We start from the raw sequence: 19,909 nt of genomic DNA, 5'->3' as shown, positions 1-19,909 counted from the left end.
CGGGAATAGGCTGGTCTGGTTTCGTGGTTCACCTTGGATATACGCCACAGCAAAAATGCCCCGTATCTTTCAATACGGGGCATTTTCTTGAATCGTTGCGCAAATGGCTAGGTTTTCACACAGTCTGCTTCGGCAGCTCCTACACAACTCATCCGCGCTGACCTATGCTCAACGTAGTACCGAAAGGTATTCGTTCAGAGGTCAACGCCATGAACATCAAAACAAGAAGATACCTCGCCATTTTCATCACTTGCGCGGCGACGCTGGCGCTATATGGCACAGCGGCCTGGCGTGTCGAGCAGTTGCGACAAGTGCCCCATGAATACGCGAGCTGCAACTTCGAGCGCTGCATTCCCCACAACGCGACCCTCAACGCCCTCCGATAACCCTCCGATAATGAAGGGGGGTTCAGGCCTCGCTATCCTGATCGGCATGGTCCTGATCGGCCTTCAAGCGGTCGCGAAAGGCCTTGGGCGAAATCCCCACGCGACGCCGGAACAGGCGTGTGAAGTTGGTCGGATCGGAAAACCCCAACACGTCGGACATTTCATAAATGGTCATGCTGGTGTAGGTCAGCAAGCGCTTGGCCTCCAGCAATTGACGCTCGTGCATGATCTGCAACGCCGGTTGCCCCGCCAGTTCACGGCACGTGCCGTTGAGGTGGGACACGGAAATCCCCAGCCGATGGGCCAGGTCCTCGACCTTGACGTGCTGGCGATAGGTCTCTTCCACCAGCTGAATAAAACCGTTGAGGTATTCCCGGGCACGCTGTGGGCGCTGACTGGCGGTATGGCGCTGAATCACCTGACGGCTGATCCACACCATGATCACGCTGACCAGCGAATGCATGAGCATTTCCCGAGCCGGTTGATGGCCGGTGTATTCGCTTTGCAGCGCTGAAAACAGGCTGTTGAGGTACTCGCTGTCCTTGCCCGCCGGGTAGCTTTCGGCCTGCGCCAGAGCGTTCACCGAATGACCCAGTTGCGCCTGCAGGTGGGCGATCAACGGCGCGGCCAGCGTGACGACGAACCCTTCGACGTCCTCGGAAAACCGATAACCATGCACCGATAACGGCGGCAGGATCAGGATGGCCGGCTCGGTCAATTGTGAGCGTTTACCTTCGATTTGAAGCTCTGCCTGACCTTTGAAGACGAAGAGCAACTGACACAAATCGGCGTGGCGGTGGGGTTTGATTTCCCATTGATGTTCGCGGCTGCGTTTGGAAATGGTTTCGCAGTGCAACAAGTCAGGGGTCGGCCAGTCCAGGCTTTCACCGTAGAGTTTGAACACCGGAATCGACGGCAGGTCAGGCTTGTTCATCACTTCAATCCAGGCCTCGAGGGTAACGGGGCGATAATCGCACCGATTGGCAGAATGTACAGGTATCGGCTCAGTTTTCACCTTCAATTGACAGACTCGCAAGTGAAAAATGCAAGTACTCGATCCATAAAAATCATTCACCGGCCTTGGCCGCGTGGAGCTTGCGAGTCATAAAAACAATGAAAACGCTAAAAACCCAAGTTGCCATCATCGGCGCCGGCCCCTCTGGTTTGCTACTCGGCCAATTGCTGCATAACGCCGGCATCGACACCCTGATCCTCGAACGCCAGACCCCGGACTATGTGCTGGGTCGCATCCGCGCCGGGGTCCTCGAACAAGGCATGGTAGAGCTGTTGCGTCAGGCCGGGGTGGGTCAGCGCATGGACACCGAAGGGCTGGTTCACGCAGGCTTCGAACTGGCCCTCGACGGACGCCGCGTACACATCGATCTGCAGACGCTGACCGGAGGCAAAACCGTAATGATCTACGGTCAGACTGAGGTCACCCGCGACCTGATGGCCGCCCGTCGGGACGCCGGTGCGCAGACGATTTATGAAGCCGGCAACGTCGTCCCCCACGGCATGAAAACCGCTGAACCCTATCTCACCTTCGACAAGGACGGCGAAACCTGGCGACTCGATTGTGACTACATCGCCGGTTGCGATGGTTTCCATGGCGTGGCGCGGCAGTCGATCCCCGCTGACTGCCTGAAGGTGTTCGAGCGGGTGTATCCGTTCGGCTGGCTGGGAATTCTCGCTGACACGCCGCCCGTTCACGAGGAATTGGTCTACGCGCGGCATGAACGGGGTTTTGCGCTGTGCAGCATGCGTTCGCCGACACGTACCCGTTATTACCTCCAGGTTCCGGCCCAGGATCAAGTCGAGGACTGGTCCGATCAGCGCTTCTGGGATGAGCTCAAATCCCGTCTGCCGACCGCCCTCGCCGACGCGCTGGTGACCGGTCCGTCGATTGAAAAAAGCATCGCGCCACTGCGCAGTTTCGTGGTCGAGCCGATGCAATACGGGCGGATGTTCCTGGTCGGCGACGCCGCGCACATCGTCCCGCCCACCGGCGCCAAGGGCCTGAACCTGGCGGCCAGCGATGTCAGTACGTTGTTCAATATTCTGCTGAAGGTTTACCGCGAAGGCCGTGTGGATTTGCTGGAGAAGTATTCCGAGGTCTGCTTGCGGCGGGTGTGGAAAGCCGAGCGGTTTTCCTGGTGGATGACCTCGATGTTGCATCGCTTCGACGAGCACGACGCGTTCAGCCAGCGCATCAGCGAATCGGAGCTGGCCTATTTCGTGGACTCCGAGGCGGGTCGAAAAACCATCGCGGAAAATTACGTCGGCCTTCCTTATGAGGCTATCGAATAGCTTCCTACCGACTTACACTGGCGAGCATCCCCGCTCGCCTTGCCTCTGGCGGGTCCATCACTGCCCGCAGGTTTTACCCGTGACCAATCTCAACCAGCCTGAAACGCCCAAACCGGCCATTCGCAGCGTGCTGATCGCCCTGATGCTGGCGATCTTTCTGGGCGCGCTGGACCAGACCATTGTCGCCGTATCGATGCCGGCCATTTCCGCGCAATTCAAGGACGTCAGCCTGCTGGCCTGGGTGATTTCCGGGTACATGGTAGCGATGACCGTGGCGGTGCCGATCTACGGCAAACTCGGCGATTTGTATGGCCGCCGCAGGTTGATGCTGTTCGGCATGGGGCTGTTCACCCTGGCTTCGTTGTTCTGCGGTATGGCGCAGAGCATGGAGCAACTGGTGCTGGCGCGGATTCTTCAGGGCATCGGCGCCGGCGGAATGATTTCGGTGAGCCAGGCGATCATCGGCGACATCGTGCCACCCCGCGAACGCGGTCGTTATCAGGGTTACTTCAGCAGCATGTATGCGGTGGCCAGCGTGGCCGGCCCGGTTCTCGGTGGCTACATGACCGAATACCTGTCCTGGCGCTGGGTGTTTCTGATCAATCTTCCACTGGGCCTGGGTGCCTGGCTGGTGGCCCACCGCACACTGGTGGGGCTGCCAGTGCCACAGCGCAAGCCGATCATCGACTACCTCGGTACGTTGCTGATGATCATTGGCCTGACGGCGTTGTTGCTGGGCATCACTCAGGTCGGCCAGGGCCATTCGTGGCGCAGTGCCGAAGTGGCGGGTTTGCTCGGTTGTGCGGTGGTGGTGCTGGCCGTGTTCGTCTGGCATGAACGACGGGCGCGGGAACCGTTACTGCCGATGCATTTGTTCGCCAACCGCAACGCGATCCTCTGCTGGTGCACGATTTTCTTCACCAGTTTCCAGGCGATTTCCTTGATTGTGCTGATGCCGCTGCGTTTTCAGAGCGTCACCGGTGCAGGGGCCGACAGCGCCGCGCTGCACTTGTTGCCGCTGGCCATGGGCTTGCCGATAGGCGCGTACTTCGCCGGGCGCCGGACATCGGTGACCGGTCGTTACAAACCGATGATCCTGACCGGTGCCCTGCTGATGCCGTTCTCGATTCTCGGCATGGCGCTCAGCGCGCCTCAGTCGTTTCTGCTGAGCAGCCTGTTCATGTTGCTCAGCGGCATCGCCAGCGGTATGCAGTTCCCGACTTCATTGGTAGGCACGCAAAACTCGGTGGAACAACGGGACATCGGCGTCGCCACCAGCACCACCAATCTGTTCCGTTCCCTGGGTGGCGCAGTGGGTGTGGCGTTGATGTCGGCACTGCTGCTGGCGTTGTTGCAGGATTCGAGTTTTGCCCACCTGGCCGGCTCGTCGCTGATGGCTGAAGGGCGTTCGGGGAATGTTCTGCTGGACGGTTTGAACGCCGCGCCAGGTGATGCGCAAAACGCCTTGCGCGCTGAGCTGCTGCTGACCTTCCGGCATTTGCTGATGGTCAGCGCAGCGGTGTCATTGCTGGGGTTGGCGGCGGCGATTGCCATGCCGAACAGAGTGTTGCGGGGGCGGGAGGACACGGTTAGATAGTGGGGACCGAGTCGCCTGCAATCGCGAGCAGGCTCGCTCCCACATTGGATCTCGGCCGTATGCAACATCTGTAACCAATGGAGATTTACTGTGGGAGCGAGCCTGCTCGCGATTGCGGTCTTTCAGTCACCTTGAATCAAGGGCTGTAATACCCCGCCGCCACCAGAAAATGCCCGACCTTTTTCAGGTAGGCATGCTTGTCTTCCACTTTGCCGGTCACCGGGTTTTTCCAGCGGTACTCGTATTCTCCGTCATCCTGTTTGGCCATCAGCGCCAGAATCGGCTCGCCCACCGGTTTACCTTCCGGATCCTTGATCTTGCTGAAATCGGTATTGATCAACCGCAGATTGGTGCCGTGGGCGACATAACGCTGGTTATTCAGGTCGACGACGAAGACGTACAGGTCATCCTGCAAGTAACCGCCCTTGAGGGCGTTGATGGCGGTGAGCGTGCCCTTCTCGTCCTTGGCCAGATCGGCCGCTGCTTTGTTCAACAAGGCCATCGCCTGCTCCGCTGACGCCCGTGGCAAGTAGTAACCCACCGCCAGAATCCGCTGGCCAATGCGCTGATAGAACACATGCTTGCGTTCGACCTTGCCGTCGGCCCAGTTCTGCCAACGGTATTCGGCCTGCTGAATGCCGTTACCCTCTGGCACTTTCAAGGCGTCCTTGAAGGCTTTCTGCACATCCGGCCCGAGCACCTCGGACACATCACGGCCGATCAATGCCGAAGACGGCCCGCCGCTGGCGAGCATCACGCCCTTGGTATCGACCACGAAGACATAACGATCCTTGTCGACAAACTCGCCCTGACGGCTGAACGCCGCGAAAGCCTTGTCACCCTGCTCGTGGTAATAGGCCAGGGCTTTTTCCAGCAAGGCTTTGGCGGCCTGGCTGTCATCCTTTTCCGCCGTGGCTGCGTGAACTGGACCCAGGCACAGCAAAAGCAACCCGCCCAGCCAGGCTAGTTTGTGAAGAACCCCCATAGCGCATTCCCCGTTCTTGTTAGTGTTTCAAGAGCGTAGACGGCTTGGGGCTATGTATGAATATTCAGGAAACGGTGGCGCAGAGGCTTGCCCTACTACCAGTCAGTCAAGATGCAAAACCTGTGGGAGCGGCGTTTAACTGACTGGCTCGCCTTCGGGCTATTGAGGCCGGGCGCGCAGCTGCTGTTGCAGATTCTGGATCTGCGCTTGCAGGGTGTTGATGTTGCGGGTGACCTGGCCGCGGAAGGCGTCGAACTCGGCGGTGTTGGTGCCACCTTGTGCGGCGGCCGGACGGTTGTCCTGTTGGCTTTTGAGCACAATCATGTCTTGCTCCAGGCGCTCGACAGCGGCGCTGGGGTTGCCTTGTCTCTTCAGCGCGGCGATGTCGGCGCCCAGGCTTTTGAGTTGGGCGTCGACTTTGCTGGTATCGGCCGGCGCGCTCTTCAACGCGGCCAGTTCGCCGCTCAAGGCTTTGACCTGAGCCTGCAACTGAACATTGGCGGCTTGTTGTTCGGTGGTTTGCGCAGTCATTTGCGCCAGGCGCTTGTCCAGATCGGAGGTCTGGCCGAGCACGCCTTGCTGCTGTTTGCTTTGGTCCTGAAGTTTGCTTTCCAGCTGTTTGCTCTGATCCTGGAGCTTGCCTTCCAGCTGTTTGATTTGCAGCTTCAACGCTTCACTGTCGGTGTTGACGTTGGACTGGCTGGCCACGACCTTGCCGGAAATGTCCTGCAAGCGCCCCGCCGCTTCCTCACTGATGCGCGCAAAACTTTCCTGGGTTGCCACCAGTTGTTGTTCCATCAGCGAGATCTGCTGAAAACTCCACCAGGCAAGGCCGGCGAAGGCAAAGAACAATGCGCCGACCAATGCCCACAGAGGGCCGGTGCTCGGGCCTTTGACCTTGACCACCGGAGTGGTGCGCGAATGCACGGAAGTGCGAGCGGTGGTCGGAAAATCATCGTCATCGAGGCTGTCGGCGCGCAGGCTCGGAACATCGTCGAAGTCGTCGTTGGCATCGTTACGCATGGGCATTAGGGTCAACCTTTGTGGAACGCGGTGATGGCTTGATGCGGCGAAGTATAACCCCCGCTGCCGCACCGGTTGACCCTGAACCCCGAACTCGGTTCAGTAAGGGGCCGCCCTTGTGTGTCAGCGAATGTCTTGAGCCTTCCACCAGCCGCAGAATTCATCGAGGGCGGTCCAGAGGCTGACTTTGGGATCGTAGTCCAGATAATGCCGTGCGCGGCTGATGTCCAGGGTGAAGTTCTTGTTCATGACTTGCATGCCCAGCCGCGACAGGGTTGGCTCGGGACGACCTGGCCACAGCTTGCACACGCCCTCGTTGAGCGCGGCAAGGCTGTAGGCCAGGCCGTAGGAACGGTAACGGGTAACTTGTGGGACATCCATTTTGCGCATCACGTAATTGACCACATCCCACAACGGAACCGGCGCTCCATTGCTGATGTTGTAGGCCTTGCCCAGAGCCGAGCCGCTGGCCAGCAAGCTGCTGAGCAACGCTTCATTGAGGTTTTGCACGCTGGTGAAGTCGACCTTGTTCAGGCCATTGCCAATAATCGCCAACCGTCCTTTGCGCTGCATCTTCAGCAGCCTGGGGAAAATGCTCATGTCGCCGGCACCCGTCACGAAACGCGGGCGCAGGGCCAGGGTTTCGAGGCCGAATTCCTGAGCGCCGAAGACTTTTTGCTCGGCCAGGTATTTGGTCGCGGCGTAGGGATGTTTGAAGCGCTTGGGCACCTGTTCTTCGGTCAATCCCAGATGATCGCGACCATCGAAGTAGATCGACGGCGACGACAAGTGCACCAGGCGCCGAACCCGCTGCTTCAGGCAGGCCTCGACCACGTTCTCGGTGACCTCGACGTTGCCTTGATGAAAGTCCTGATACCGTCCCCACAAACCGACTGCGCCGGCGCAATGGACCACGGCTTCGACGTCTGAACACAGGTCACGCGCCAGTTGCGGGTCGCTCAAGTCGCCCTGAATGAATTCGGCGCCACGGCGCACCAAGTGCTCGACGCTTTCGGCCCGGCGACCGTTGACCCGCACGTCCAGGCCCTGCTCCAGGGCGAAACGCGCAAAACGTCCGCCAATGAAGCCGCTTGCGCCGGTGACCAGAATCTTCATGAATTGCTCCGAATATTTCGTTTTGCGTTTTGCGTTTTGCGCTTTGCGCTTTGCATATTGCATATTGCGTAGGGCGTGAGGTCTTGACGCTGCCCGTCAGTCCAACGGCACCAGCCATTGCTTCGATGAGCGCACCAATTGATCGGTGAGTAACGCCAACAGCTGACCGCCGTTGCGCCAATGATGCCAGTACAGCGGCACATCGATCGGCTTATCTGGCAAAAGCTCCACCAGTTGGCCGCGCTCCAGTTGATCGCGCACCTGCAATTCAGGCACCAGCCCCCAGCCAAGCCCTGCTTCCGTGAGACGAAGAAAGCCTTCGGACGATGGGCATAAATGGTGTTCGAAACCGCCGTCCACACCGACGGATGCGAGGTAGCGATGCTGTAGGAAATCGTCCGGGCCAAACACCAGGGCCGGGGTTTTGGCTAACTGATCGGCGCGCACACCTTCGGGAAAATTCCGGGCAATGAACGCCGGGCTCGCCATCGCACGGTAACGCATCGCCCCCAACAGAACGCTGCGCGCACCGGCCACCGGCCGTTCACTGGCGCAGACACACCCCGCCACTTCGCCTGCGCGCATGCGTTTAAGGCCGACGGTCTGGTCTTCCACCACCAGATCGAGCAATAGATGTTGTTCCGCGCAAAAGTCGCCCACCGCCTCGGCCCACCAGGTTGCCAGGCTGTCAGCGTTCAGCGCGATGCGCAGGCGTTCGGGCAGGCCTTCTTCGTCCAGCGCCGGGACCAACGTTTGTAGATCGCGCTCCAGCAATCGCACCTGTTGCACATGGTTGAGCAATCGTCGGCCAATCTCCGTCGGGGCCGGTGGCGTGACGCGCACCAGCACCGGTTGGCCGACCCGTGCCTCCAGCAGTTTGATCCGCTGGGAGATGGCCGATTGGGACAACCCCAACACCTGCGCGGCACGTTCGAATCCGGCCTGTTCGATCACCGCGGCGAGCGCGGAAAGTAATTTATAGTCGAACATCAGTTTTCCTAATGAGCGATCAGCACTATTGGTTTTTCTTATACAGCTTTCAACCGGAGAATGGCCAGCAAGAACTTTTGAACAAGGATCACCGACATGACTGGCGAAACTTCACTGGCAACCCTGCTACGCAGCATGAGCCCGCATCTCAATGACGGCGAATACGTGTTCTGCACCCTGCGCGACGGCAAGTTGCCTACAGACCTGGAGATCGTCGGCAGCTTTCGCGAACGGGAAGGCCTGACAGTGATTCTGGAACGTTCCCACGCCGAAAAGGCCGGTTTCAGCTTCGACTACGTCGCCGCCTGGATCACCTTGAACGTGCACTCGGCCCTCGAAGCCGTCGGCCTGACCGCCGCGTTCGCCACGGCGTTGGGCCAGGCCGGCATCAGTTGCAACGTGATCGCCGGTTACTACCACGACCATTTGTTCGTCGGCCAGGCCGATGCCGAACGCGCCCTGCAGGTACTGCGGGATCTGGCGGCCAACGCGGAGTAAAAACGTATGTGGCAAAGTTATGTAAACGGCCTGTTGGTGGCCGCGGGGCTGATCATGGCGATCGGCACTCAGAATGCGTTTGTGCTGGCTCAGAGCCTTCGGCGTGAACATCATCTGCCGGTGGCGACGCTCTGCGTCATCTGCGATGCGTTGCTGGTGGCCGCCGGGGTATTCGGCCTGGCGACGGTGCTGGCGCAAAACCCGACCCTGCTGGCCATCGCCCGTTGGGGCGGCGCGGCGTTTTTGCTGTGGTATGGCAGCCTGGCGCTGCGTCGGGCCTGCTCGAAACAAAGCCTGCAACAGGGTGAAAACCAGACGGTACGTTCACTGCGGGCGGTGCTGCTCAGTGCGTTGGCGGTGACGCTGCTCAACCCGCATGTCTATCTGGACACCGTGTTGCTGATCGGCTCCCTCGGCGCACAACAGACAGAGCCCGGTGCTTATGTCGTGGGCGCGGCCAGTGCGTCATTGCTGTGGTTTTTCACGTTGGCGCTGGGTGCGGCATGGCTCGCACCCTGGTTGGCACGGCCGGGCACTTGGCGAATCCTCGATTTGCTGGTCGCTGTCATGATGTTCACCGTGGCCTTTCAATTAATCACTGCCAGCTGATTATTCCAAAAGGCTCTGGAACCTCTATTCCACACAGTTGTTGCGTGGTTATGCCGCACCCCCGGTGCTATGATCCGATCCCTGCGCCGCAAAGAGTACAAACTCTTCGGCGCATGTCTGGCCGCCCGTGATCGGCCTTGCGCTCACCGCAACTGACCTGATTAGGAGAATCATCATGGCTTTCGAATTGCCGCCGCTGCCTTACGCACACGATGCCCTGCAGCCGCACATTTCAGAGGAAACTCTGCAATACCACCACGACAAGCACCACAACACCTATGTCGTGAACCTGAACAACCTGGTGCCAGGCACCGAGTTCGAAGGCAAGACCCTGGAAGAAATCGTCAAATCTTCCTCGGGCGGTATCTTCAACAACGCCGCTCAGGTCTGGAACCACACTTTCTACTGGAACTGCCTGGCACCAAACGCCGGCGGTCAACCAACCGGCGCGCTGGCTGATGCCATCAATGCAGCTTTCGGTTCGTTCGACAAGTTCAAGGAAGAGTTCAGCAAGACGTCCATCGGCACCTTCGGTTCCGGTTGGGGCTGGCTGGTGAAAAAGGCTGACGGTTCCCTGGCCCTGGCCAGCACCATCGGCGCCGGCAACCCGCTGACCAGCGGCGACACCCCGCTGCTGACTTGCGACGTCTGGGAACACGCTTACTACATCGACTACCGCAACCTTCGTCCGAAGTACGTCGAAGCGTTCTGGAACCTGGTCAACTGGAAGTTCGTGGCTGAGCAGTTCGAAGGCAAAACCTTCACCGCTTAAGCTTCGCGCCAGTCAAAAAACCCGGCTTTGGCCGGGTTTTTTTATGGGCCGGGGAAATGGGTACATCCCTATAGCCGCCTTCGCGGGCAAGCCTCGCTCCTACGGGGGCAGCGGTCATATACAAAATCCGTGTACGACCAAATCCTGTGGGAGCGGACATTCCCACAACGCGGGTGGCATTCGCCCCCTTGTCTCCACAGCACAGCGGTCTAACATCAACTACGAGGAAAAATTGTCCCGACCTCCTCAAGTTGAAGGCCCCGACAACCGACACAGTGTTAATAGGGCAAATACTCCAAGCAGCAACATATCGGCCAAGCTACCGGCAAAACGCCCTGGGTTGGATTGTCCCTTTGACTGCCATCACGGGATTGCCAATACTCATCGCAACTTGACGCTACCCGCACGGAACAAGGAATAACCCTTTGAAGCTGGAACTCAAGAACAGCTTGTCGGTGAAGTTGCTCCGGGTCGTGCTCCTGTCGGCATTGATCGTGGGCGTGGTCTTGAGCTGCGCGCAAATCGTTTTCGATGCCTATAAAACACGTCAGGCCGTGGCCAACGATGCCCAGCGCATCCTCGACATGTTCCGCGACCCTTCAACCCAGGCCGTCTACAGCCTGGACCGGGAAATGGGCATGCAGGTAATCGAAGGCCTGTTCCAGGATGATGCCGTGCGCATGGCCTCCATCGGCCATCCCAATGAAGCCATGCTCGCGCAAAAAACCCGCGAGTTGCAGCACTCCAGAAGTCGCTGGCTGACCGACCTGATCCTTGGCAAGGAACGCACCTTCACCACCCAACTGGTGGGGCGCGGCCCCTACAGCGAGTACTACGGCGACTTGAGCATCACGCTCGATACCGCCACCTACGGTCAGGGGTTCATCGTCAGTTCGGTGATCATCTTCATCTCTGGCGTTTTGCGCGCCCTGGCCATGGCCCTTGTGCTGTATCTGGTCTATCACTGGCTGCTGACCAAACCGTTGTCGCGGATCATCGAACACCTGACCGAAATCAACCCGGACCGGCCCAGCGCACACAAGATTCCGCAGCTCAAGGGTCATGAGAAAAACGAACTGGGGATCTGGATCAACACCGCCAACCAGTTGCTCGAATCCATCGAGCGCAACACTCACCTGCGCCACGAAGCGGAAAACAGCCTGCTGCGCATGGCCCAGTACGATTTCCTCACCGGTTTGCCGAACCGTCAGCAATTGCAGCAACAGCTGGACAAGATCCTCGTCGACGCCGGCAAATTGCAGCGTCGGGTCGCAGTGCTGTGTGTCGGGCTCGATGATTTCAAGGGCATCAACGAACAGTTCAGTTATCAGACCGGCGACCAATTGCTGCTGGCCCTGGCCGATCGCCTGCGGGCTCACAGCGGTCGCCTCGGCGCCCTCGCCCGTTTGGGGGGCGACCAGTTCGCCCTGGTCCAGGCCGACATCGAGCAACCCTACGAAGCGGCTGAACTGGCCCAAAGCATTCTCGATGATCTGGAAGCGGCGTTCGCCCTCGATCATCAGGAAATCCGCCTGCGCGCCACCATCGGCATCACCCTGTTCCCCGAAGACGGTGACAGCACCGAGAAGTTGCTGCAAAAAGCCGAGCAGACCATGACCCTGGCCAAGACTCGCTCGCGCAACCGCTATCAGTTCTATATCGCCAGCGTCGATACGGAAATGCGGCGGCGCCGCGAGTTGGAAAAAGACCTGCGCGATGCCTTGATCCGCGACCAGTTCTACCTCGTTTACCAGCCGCAGATCAGCTACCGCGATCATCGCGTGGTGGGTGTCGAAGCGTTGATTCGCTGGCAGCATCCCGAACACGGTCTGGTACCGCCGGACCTGTTCATCCCGCTGGCCGAGCAGAACGGCACCATCATCGCCATTGGCGAATGGGTGCTGGATCAGGCCTGCAAACAATTGCGCGAGTGGCACGATCAGGGTTTCGTCGACCTGCGCATGGCGGTCAACCTGTCCACGGTGCAATTGCACCACGCCGAGTTGCCGCGAGTGGTCAACAACCTGCTGCAGATGTACCGCCTGCCACCGCGCAGCCTGGAGCTGGAAGTCACCGAAACCGGCCTGATGGAAGACATCAGCACCGCCGCCCAGCACTTGCTGAGCCTGCGTCGCTCCGGCGCGCTGATCGCCATTGACGACTTCGGCACCGGTTATTCATCACTGAGTTATCTGAAAAGCCTGCCGCTGGACAAGATCAAGATCGACAAGAGCTTCGTTCAGGACCTGCTCGATGACGACGACGATGCGACCATCGTTCGGGCCATCATCCAGCTGGGCAAGAGCCTCGGTATGCAGGTCATCGCCGAAGGCGTGGAAACCGCCGAACAAGAGGCCTACATCATCTCCGAAGGCTGCCACGAAGGTCAGGGCTATCACTACAGCAAACCGCTGCCGGCACGGGAATTGAGCGCCTACCTCAAGCAAGCGCAACGCAGTAACGCGGCTATTTTGTAGAAGATCAAAAGATCGCAGCCTCGTTTCACTCGACAGCGCCTACACAAGCACCCGGTTCATGCGTTCTCTTGATCTACGGCACATCTCCCGCCTGAATAAGAAATATTTACAAGCGCACCCTTTACACATAATGCGAAAGATTTGCATTATGTTGCAGTTTTGCGCCCCCCCGCGCCTGTCCAATCAACTACCGAAGCAGGATGTTCGCCATGATTCGTATGCCCCTGGCCACCGCCAGTCTGCTGGCCATCGCTATTTCCCTCGCCGGTTGCGGCGAAGGCAAAGACAAGGCTGCCGCGCCACAAGCGCCGACACCGGCTGCCAGCACTGCTGCTCAGGCTGCGCCTGCTGCCACCGGTAAAGTCGACGAAGCCGCCGCCAAGGCTGTGGTCGCGCACTACGCCGACATGGTCTTTGCCGTTTACAGCGACGCCGAATCCACTGCGAAAACCCTGCAAACCGCCGTCGACGCATTCCTCGCCAAGCCGAACGCCGACACCCTCAAAGCCGCCAAGGCTGCCTGGGTCGCGGCCCGCGTGCCTTACCTGCAGAGCGAAGTGTTCCGTTTCGGCAACACCATCATCGACGACTGGGAAGGTCAGGTGAACGCCTGGCCACTGGACGAAGGCCTGATCGACTACGTCGACAAATCCTACGAACACGCACTGGGTAACCCGGGTGCCACTGCCAACATCATCGCCAATACCCAGGTTCAGGTTGGCGAAGACAAGGTCGACGTGAAAGACATCACCCCGGAAAAACTCGCCAGCCTGAACGAGCTGGGCGGTTCCGAGGCCAACGTCGCCACCGGCTACCACGCCATCGAATTCCTGCTCTGGGGCCAGGACCTGAACGGCACCGGCCCTGGCGCCGGTAACCGTCCGGCTTCCGACTACCTGGAAGGCAAAGGCGCTACCGGCGGTCACAACGATCGTCGTCGCGCCTACCTGAAATCCGTGACCCAACTGCTGGTCAACGACCTGCAGGAAATGGTCGGTAACTGGAAGCCGAACGTGGCTGACAACTACCGCGCCACCCTGGAAGCGGAACCGGCTGAAAGCGGTCTGCGCAAAATGCTGTTCGGCATGGGCAGCCTGTCCTTGGGCGAACTGGCGGGCGAGCGCATGAAGGTTTCCCTGGAAGCCAACTCCCCGGAAGACGAACAGGATTGCTTCAGCGACAACACCCACAACTCGCACTTCTACGACGCCAAAGGCGTGCGTAACGTGTACCTGGGCGAATACACCCGCGTCGATGGCACCAAAATGACCGGCGCCAGCCTGTCGTCCCTGGTGGCCAAAGCCGACCCGGCAGCCGACACCGCGCTGAAAGCCGACCTGGCCGCCACCGAAGCCAAAATTCAGGTCATGGTCGATCACGCCAACAAGGGTGAGCACTACGACCAACTGATCGCGGCCGGTAATACCGCTGGCAACCAGATCGTGCGCGACGCCATCGCTTCGCTGGTCAAGCAGACCGGTTCGATCGAAGCGGCCGCCGGCAAACTGGGCATCAGCGACCTGAACCCGGACAACGCTGATCACGAGTTCTGATCAACGCGGGTCAAGTCACTGGAAAAGGCGACTGTCGAGTCGCCTTTTTACATTTCAGGGGCTGGCTTTTTGACCCAGGGTGCCCAATTCGATTGGCGCCTTGATGTAAAACAGGGAAAGGTCTTCGGCGTCCAGGCGCTGGAACAGGCGCGTCAACTCATCTTCAGTGAGGGCCAGGCGGATTTCGATGGGTTGGTCGGCCAATTCGAAAAGATGCGAAGAGTGCAACTGCCCGGAATGCCCGAAACCCTCGATGCCGGTGGTCATTGTCGCGCCGCGCAAACCCAGTTCCTTGGCCAGATCGACCACCCATTCACCGAGCATCCTGCCCTCATGACGGCGACTCTGTTGGGTGAAGAAAATCACCAGAAAACCATTCATGATTGACCTCCGCAAAACGCGCAAAACCTACAGGTTCAGCATAGCCATGCCGACCCTCGCAGGCTGGCCCGACTGCACCCGCACTGACAGCCGGGCAAATCGGGGAGGCTGAAGGTTCAAGGACGCCGATGTCTTGCCTTACATCAAGTAAACGATAATTCCTCTTATTCAAACTCCCCTGCCCTGTTAGACTTTGCGCCCTTGTTTGGCTCGTCTTGCAGGATGTCCGATGCCCTCGCTGCCTCTTCGCTTGTCCGCACTGTTGCTGGCCCTGGGCCTGAGTGCCTGCGATGACGCCCCGCGTTTTACCCACGCCGAACCCGGTGAAGCCCGCTCCGGTGGCAGCGCAACGGTACGCAAGACCGATCAGAACGCATTCTCCCTGCCGTCCGCCAATCTGCCGCCGTCACGGCGCGTCGATTTCAGCGTCGGCAACAGTTTCTTTCGCAGCCCCTGGGTGATCGCACCGTCGACCACCACCGCCCGCGATGGCCTCGGCCCGCTGTTCAATACCAACGCCTGCCAGAACTGCCACATCAAGGACGGGCGCGGTCATCCGCCCACGCCCGATGCGCCGAATGCGGTGTCGATGCTGGTGCGCCTGTCGATTCCCGATGCGCCGGCCTACGCCAAGGTCATCGAACAACTGGGTGTGGTGCCGGAGCCGATCTATGGCGGCCAGCTCCAGGACATGTCTGTGCCCGGCGTCGCCCCGGAAGGCAAGGTGCGCGTCGATTACACGGCGGTCCCGGTGCGCTTCAAGGACGGCAGCGAAATCGAGTTGCGTAAGCCGACCCTGCAGATCACCCAACTCGGCTACGGCCCGATGCACCCCGACACGCGTTTCTCGGCGCGTATCGCACCGCCGATGATTGGCCTGGGCTTGCTTGAGGCGATCCCCGACGAGGCCATCCTGGCGAACGCCGAGGCCCAGTCCCGGGAGAAAAACGGCATCGCCGGACGACCGAACCGGGTCTGGGACGACGCGCAGCAGAAAACCGTCTTGGGGAGATTTGGCTGGAAGGCCGGGCAACCGAACCTCAACCAACAAAACGTTCATGCGTTCTCTGGTGATATGGGCCTCACGACCAGCCTGAGACCCGTTGATGACTGCACCGACACGCAAACCGCTTGCAAACAGGCGCCCAACGGCAATGGCCCGGATGGCGAGCCGGAAGTCAGCGATAACATTCTGCGTCTGGTGCTGTTTTACAGCCGTAACCTCGCGGTGCCGGCCCGTCGCGATGTCGGCGCGCCGCAAGTGCTGGCCGGCAAGAATCTGTTTTTCCAGGCGGGATGCCAGTCCTGCCATACCCCGAAATACACCACCGCCGCCAACGCCGCGGAACCTGAATTGGCCAATCAAGTGATTCGCCCTTACAGCGACCTGCTGCTGCATGACATGGGCGACGGCCTGGCCGACAACCGCACCGAGTTCCAGGCCAGCGGCCGCGACTGGCGTACGCCGCCGTTGTGGGGCATCGGCCTGACGCAGGCGGTCAGCGGCCACACCCAGTTCTTGCATGACGGCCGTGCCCGCAATCTGCTCGAAGCCGTGCTCTGGCATGGCGGCGAGGCGGAGGCGGCGCAGCAACAGGTTTTGTCTTTCAATGCCGAGCAGCGCGCGGCGTTGCTGGCGTTTTTGAATTCCCTTTAATACGTATTCCTTCAGCGGGAGCCCGACATGTTCCGTCCCAAATTGTTGTTCACCAGCCTTGCCGCCCTCGCCCTGGGCGCCTGTTCGCCCCAGGACCCGCAAGCGGTCACGTCGGCGGCGATCGCCAAGCAAGTGATCCTGCCGACTTACAGCCGCTGGGTCGAAGCCGACCGGCAACTGGCGGTCAGCGCCTTGGCGTTCTGCCAAGGCAAGGAAACCCTGGACACCGCCCGCGCCGACTTCCTGCACGCGCAGAAAGCCTGGGCCGAGTTGCAACCGCTGCTGATCGGGCCGCTGGCCGAGGGCAACCGTTCGTGGCAAGTGCAGTTCTGGCCGGACAAGAAAAACCTCGTCGGCCGTCAGGTCGAGCAACTGGTCACCACGCAACCGCAGATCGATGCCGCCGCCCTGGCCAAGTCCAGTGTTGTGGTTCAGGGGCTCTCGGCCTATGAATACATCCTGTTTGACAGCAAGATCGACATGGCCGACAGCGCCCAGAAAGCCAAATACTGCCCGCTGCTGACCGCCATTGGCGAACGTCAGAAGCAATTGGCCGAAGAGATCCTGTCGCGCTGGAACACCAACGACGGCATGCTCGCGCAGATGAGCAAATTCCCGAACCAGCGCTACGCCGATTCCCACGAAGCCATCGCCGATCTGCTGCGCGTGCAGGTCACCGCGCTGGACACCCTGAAGAAAAAACTCGGCACGCCGATGGGCCGTCAGAGCAAGGGCACGCCACAGCCGTTCCAGGCCGATGCCTGGCGCAGCAAGTCGTCGCTGCAAGGCCTGGAAGCGAGCCTGGCCGCAGCACAGACCGTCTGGGTCGGTGTCGACAACAAAGGCCTGCGCAGTCTGTTGCCGAGCGAGCAGAAACCCTTGGCCGACAAGATCGATGCGGCCTACTCAGCGTCCCTGAAACTGTTCGCCAGCACTCAGCGCCCGCTGACCGACATGCTCACCGACGACGCCGGACGCCAGCAACTCAACGATCTCTACGACAGCCTCAACGTTGTCCATCGCCTGCACGAAGGCGAGCTGGCCAAGGCGTTGGGCATTCAACTGGGCTTCAACGCCAACGACGGTGACTGATGAGGGCAAGTGCCATGCTGCGACGCCAGGCTCTGACGTTAGGGAGTTTGCTGCTGGGTGCGGTGACACTGGGCGGCTGGACGCTGTTCAAACAGAAGGACAAAAGCCCGCTGCTGCTCTCGGCGCGGGACGATGGCGACGGCAAGCACTACGCCGTCGGTTATCGGCTGGATGGCACCCGGGTGTTTGCCACCCAGGTCGGCCAGCGCTGCCATGACATCATCAACCACCCGACGTTGCCGATAGCGCTGTTCGTCGCCCGGCGTCCGGGTACCGAGAGTTACCTGATCGATCTGCGCGACGGCACGCTGCTGCAAACCGTGACGTCGCAGTCGAACCGGCACTTCTACGGTCATGCGGTGATTCACCGGAGCGGCGACTGGTTGTACGCCACCGAGAACGATACCTCCGATCCGGGCCGTGGCCTGCTCGGTGTGTATAAGTTCGAAGGTGAGCGACTGGTGCACAGCGGCGAGCTTTCCACCCACGGCGTCGGCCCGCATCAGGTGTCGTGGATGCCCGATGGCGAGACGCTGGTGGTGGCTAACGGCGGCATTCGCACCGAAGCCGAAAGCCGGGTCGAAATGAACCTCAACGCCATGGAGCCGAGCCTGGTACTGATGCAGCGCGATGGCACGCTGTTAAGCAAGGAAACACTGGCTCAGCAGATGAACAGCGTGCGGCACTTAGGCATCGCCAGCGATGGCACCATCGTCGCCGGTCAGCAGTTCATGGGCGATGCTCACGAGTCATCGGAGCTGCTGGCGATCAAGCGCCCCGGCCAACCGTTCGTGGCGTTCCCGGTGCCCGAGCATCAATTGCAGGCCATGGGGCATTACACCGCCAGCGTTGCCGTGCACAGTGAACTGCGTCTGGTTGCCCTGACCGCGCCACGGGGCAACCGCTTTTTTATCTGGGACCTGGACAGCGGTGAAGTACGCCTTGACGCACCGCTTCCCGATTGCGCCGGTGTCGGCGCCGTGGCCGATGGTTTTGTCGTGACCTCCGGTCAAGGCCGCTGCCGGTACTACGATTGCCGCCAGACGACCCTCGTCGCAAAACCTCTGGAATTGCCTGCCGGGCTCTGGGACAACCACCTGCATCTGATCTGACTTCATCCTCCCTGTAGGAGCGAAGCTTGCTCGCGAAAGCGGTGTGTCAGCCAACTAATCTACTGACTGATACACCGCTTTCGCGAGCAAGCTTCGCTCCTACAGGGTTTGCGTCATTCTGTAATAACTGCCAGTTGGAATCCCCCTCATACTCAGAGTAATGTTCCCGACTGTCTCACCTGATTTTCTCCAAGGAACTGGAAATATGCTGCGTCGCCGCATGCTGATCATGTTGGGTGTTGTTCTGCTGATCGTGCTGCTCCTGGCCGGTTACAAAGCCTTCTCTATCTACACCATGATGAAAGGCTTCTCCGCGCCGAAACCGCCGATAAGTGTCGCCGTGGCCACCGCCACCGAACGTCCGTGGCAAAGCCGTTTGCCAACGGTCGGCACCCTCACGGCGCTGCAAGGGGTTGACCTGAGTATGGAGATCGCCGGCACCGTCAAGGAGGTGCAGTTCGAGTCCGGGCAGAAGGTCAAGGCAGGTCAACCGATCCTGCAACTCGACACCTCCGTTGAAACGGCCCTGCTGGCAACCGCTCAAGCCGACCTGGGGCTGGCGCAACTGGATTATGGTCGCGGCAGCCAATTGGTCGGCAGCCAGGCTATTTCCAAAGGCGAGTTCGACCGACTCTCGGCGGTGTTGCAAAAGAGCCGGGCCACGGTCAATCAGCTCAAGGCAGCGCTGGAGAGAAGGCGCATCCTCGCCCCGTTCAGCGGGACCATCGGCATTCGCAAGGTAGACGTCGGCGACTACGTGGCCAGCGGCACGATGATCGCCACCCTGCAAGACCTCAGCAGCCTCTACGTCGACTTCTTTGTGCCCGAACAATCGGTGCCGAAAATCGCCCTCGGCCAACCAGTACAGATCATAGTCCCGGCCTACCCGACAGAGAGTTTCCCCGGCACCATCAGTGCGATCAACCCGAAGGTCGAGAGCAGCACCCGCAACGTACTGGTGCGCGCAACCCTGGCCAACCCCGATGGCAAACTGCTGCCGGGAATGTTCGCCAGCCTGCAAGTGATATTGCCCGACCCGCAACCGCACATCGTCGTGCCGGAAAGCGCGATTACCTACACCCTTTATGGCAACTCGCTGTTCGTCGTCGCGCAGAAAAAGGCCGAAGACGGCAGCCTCGAAAAAGACGACAAGGGCGAGCCGATTCTGATCGCCGAACGACGCTTCGTCGAAACCGGCGAACGCCGCGACGGGATGGTCATGGTCATCAAAGGCGTGCAGAACGGCGAAAAAGTGGTCACGGCCGGCCAGATCAAACTGGACAACGGTGTGCACATTGCGATCAGCGACGACAAGACCCTAGCCGAGAAGAACAGTCAGCCGCGCGCGGACTGA

Annotated in this window: 18 protein-coding genes; 12 read left to right on the top strand and 6 right to left on the bottom strand. The window is 60.0% G+C overall.

The annotated features are described in order from the left end of the window. The first annotated feature begins 209 nt into the window (after positions 1–209). Positions 210–386 carry a hypothetical protein gene (locus KGB14_RS24260; protein ID WP_223489156.1) on the top strand — a complete coding sequence of 59 codons (177 nt, stop codon included), beginning with the start codon at positions 210–212 and terminating at the stop codon, positions 384–386. 22 nt (positions 387–408) lie between these two features. Here KGB14_RS24260 and KGB14_RS24255 read toward each other — a convergent pair whose 3' ends face one another. Further along, entirely contained in the window at positions 409–1,320 is a 912-nt protein-coding gene (locus KGB14_RS24255; protein WP_223489154.1) for a helix-turn-helix domain-containing protein, read from the bottom strand. A 179-nt stretch (positions 1,321–1,499) separates the two neighbouring features. Here KGB14_RS24255 and pobA point away from each other — a divergent pair, with 179 nt between their 5' ends. Both pobA and KGB14_RS24245 read left to right on the top strand, forming a co-directional pair. Next, positions 1,500–2,693, top strand: coding sequence for a 4-hydroxybenzoate 3-monooxygenase (gene pobA / locus KGB14_RS24250; RefSeq protein ID WP_223489152.1), 1,194 nt, complete (start codon positions 1,500–1,502; stop codon positions 2,691–2,693). 79 nt (positions 2,694–2,772) lie between these two features. Next, positions 2,773–4,290 carry an MDR family MFS transporter gene (locus KGB14_RS24245; protein ID WP_223489151.1) on the top strand — a complete coding sequence of 506 codons (1,518 nt, stop codon included), beginning with the start codon at positions 2,773–2,775 and terminating at the stop codon, positions 4,288–4,290. A gap of 136 nt (positions 4,291–4,426) precedes the next feature. On the opposite strand, the gene KGB14_RS24240 is transcribed toward KGB14_RS24245, so the two are convergent. The 4 genes from KGB14_RS24240 to KGB14_RS24225 all read right to left on the bottom strand — a co-directional run bounded on the left by KGB14_RS24240 (position 4,427) and on the right by KGB14_RS24225 (position 8,404). Next, positions 4,427–5,275: a cache domain-containing protein gene (locus KGB14_RS24240; RefSeq protein ID WP_223489150.1), complete on the bottom strand. Its 849-nt coding sequence runs from the start codon at positions 5,273–5,275 to the stop codon at positions 4,427–4,429. Positions 5,276–5,434: 159 nt separating this feature from the next. Beyond that, on the bottom strand, positions 5,435–6,304 hold the full coding sequence (locus tag KGB14_RS24235; protein ID WP_223489149.1) for an ATPase: 870 nt from the start codon (positions 6,302–6,304) through the stop codon (positions 5,435–5,437). A gap of 117 nt (positions 6,305–6,421) precedes the next feature. Beyond that, positions 6,422–7,414: an NAD-dependent epimerase/dehydratase family protein gene (locus tag KGB14_RS24230; RefSeq protein WP_223489148.1), complete on the bottom strand. Its 993-nt coding sequence runs from the start codon at positions 7,412–7,414 to the stop codon at positions 6,422–6,424. Between the two features lie 96 nt (positions 7,415–7,510). Then, positions 7,511–8,404, bottom strand: coding sequence for a LysR family transcriptional regulator ArgP (locus tag KGB14_RS24225; protein ID WP_223489147.1), 894 nt, complete (start codon positions 8,402–8,404; stop codon positions 7,511–7,513). Between the two features lie 96 nt (positions 8,405–8,500). On the opposite strand from KGB14_RS24225, the gene KGB14_RS24220 reads away from it, so the two are divergent. From KGB14_RS24220 to KGB14_RS24200, 5 genes are all read left to right on the top strand, one after another. After that, positions 8,501–8,902 (top strand): ACT domain-containing protein, encoded by a 402-nt coding sequence (locus KGB14_RS24220; RefSeq protein ID WP_223489146.1) that lies wholly within the window; start codon positions 8,501–8,503, stop codon positions 8,900–8,902. 6 nt (positions 8,903–8,908) lie between these two features. Beyond that, positions 8,909–9,511, top strand: coding sequence for a LysE/ArgO family amino acid transporter (locus tag KGB14_RS24215; RefSeq protein ID WP_223489145.1), 603 nt, complete (start codon positions 8,909–8,911; stop codon positions 9,509–9,511). A gap of 175 nt (positions 9,512–9,686) precedes the next feature. Next, positions 9,687–10,283 carry a superoxide dismutase gene (locus KGB14_RS24210; RefSeq protein WP_223489144.1) on the top strand — a complete coding sequence of 199 codons (597 nt, stop codon included), beginning with the start codon at positions 9,687–9,689 and terminating at the stop codon, positions 10,281–10,283. A 425-nt stretch (positions 10,284–10,708) separates the two neighbouring features. Continuing rightward, a complete protein-coding gene (locus tag KGB14_RS24205; protein WP_223489143.1) occupies positions 10,709–12,760 on the top strand; it encodes a putative bifunctional diguanylate cyclase/phosphodiesterase in 2,052 nt (683 codons plus the stop codon). Between the two features lie 209 nt (positions 12,761–12,969). Continuing rightward, complete coding sequence (locus KGB14_RS24200; RefSeq protein WP_223489142.1) at positions 12,970–14,313, top strand: imelysin family protein; 1,344 nt, start codon at positions 12,970–12,972, stop codon at positions 14,311–14,313. Positions 14,314–14,367: 54 nt separating this feature from the next. On the opposite strand, the gene KGB14_RS24195 is transcribed toward KGB14_RS24200, so the two are convergent. Then, complete coding sequence (locus tag KGB14_RS24195) at positions 14,368–14,694, bottom strand: DUF190 domain-containing protein (RefSeq protein ID WP_223489141.1); 327 nt, start codon at positions 14,692–14,694, stop codon at positions 14,368–14,370. 229 nt (positions 14,695–14,923) lie between these two features. On the opposite strand from KGB14_RS24195, the gene KGB14_RS24190 reads away from it, so the two are divergent. From KGB14_RS24190 to KGB14_RS24175, 4 genes are all read left to right on the top strand, one after another. Next, positions 14,924–16,351 carry a di-heme oxidoredictase family protein gene (locus KGB14_RS24190; RefSeq protein ID WP_223489140.1) on the top strand — a complete coding sequence of 476 codons (1,428 nt, stop codon included), beginning with the start codon at positions 14,924–14,926 and terminating at the stop codon, positions 16,349–16,351. Between the two features lie 27 nt (positions 16,352–16,378). Beyond that, on the top strand, positions 16,379–17,443 hold the full coding sequence (locus KGB14_RS24185) for an imelysin family protein (RefSeq protein ID WP_223489139.1): 1,065 nt from the start codon (positions 16,379–16,381) through the stop codon (positions 17,441–17,443). Positions 17,444–17,457: 14 nt separating this feature from the next. Continuing rightward, positions 17,458–18,555 (top strand): DUF1513 domain-containing protein, encoded by a 1,098-nt coding sequence (locus KGB14_RS24180; RefSeq protein WP_223489138.1) that lies wholly within the window; start codon positions 17,458–17,460, stop codon positions 18,553–18,555. 205 nt (positions 18,556–18,760) lie between these two features. Beyond that, the gene (locus KGB14_RS24175) at positions 18,761–19,909 is read left to right on the top strand and encodes an efflux RND transporter periplasmic adaptor subunit (protein ID WP_223489137.1); all 1,149 of its coding nucleotides are present in this window, start codon (positions 18,761–18,763) and stop codon (positions 19,907–19,909) included.

This window comes from Pseudomonas sp. A-RE-19 (genome assembly GCF_019956555.1).
Classification (GTDB): domain Bacteria; phylum Pseudomonadota; class Gammaproteobacteria; order Pseudomonadales; family Pseudomonadaceae; genus Aquipseudomonas.
Note: the sequence above shows the minus strand (reverse complement) of the source record. Positions and strands in the feature narration are given on the sequence as shown.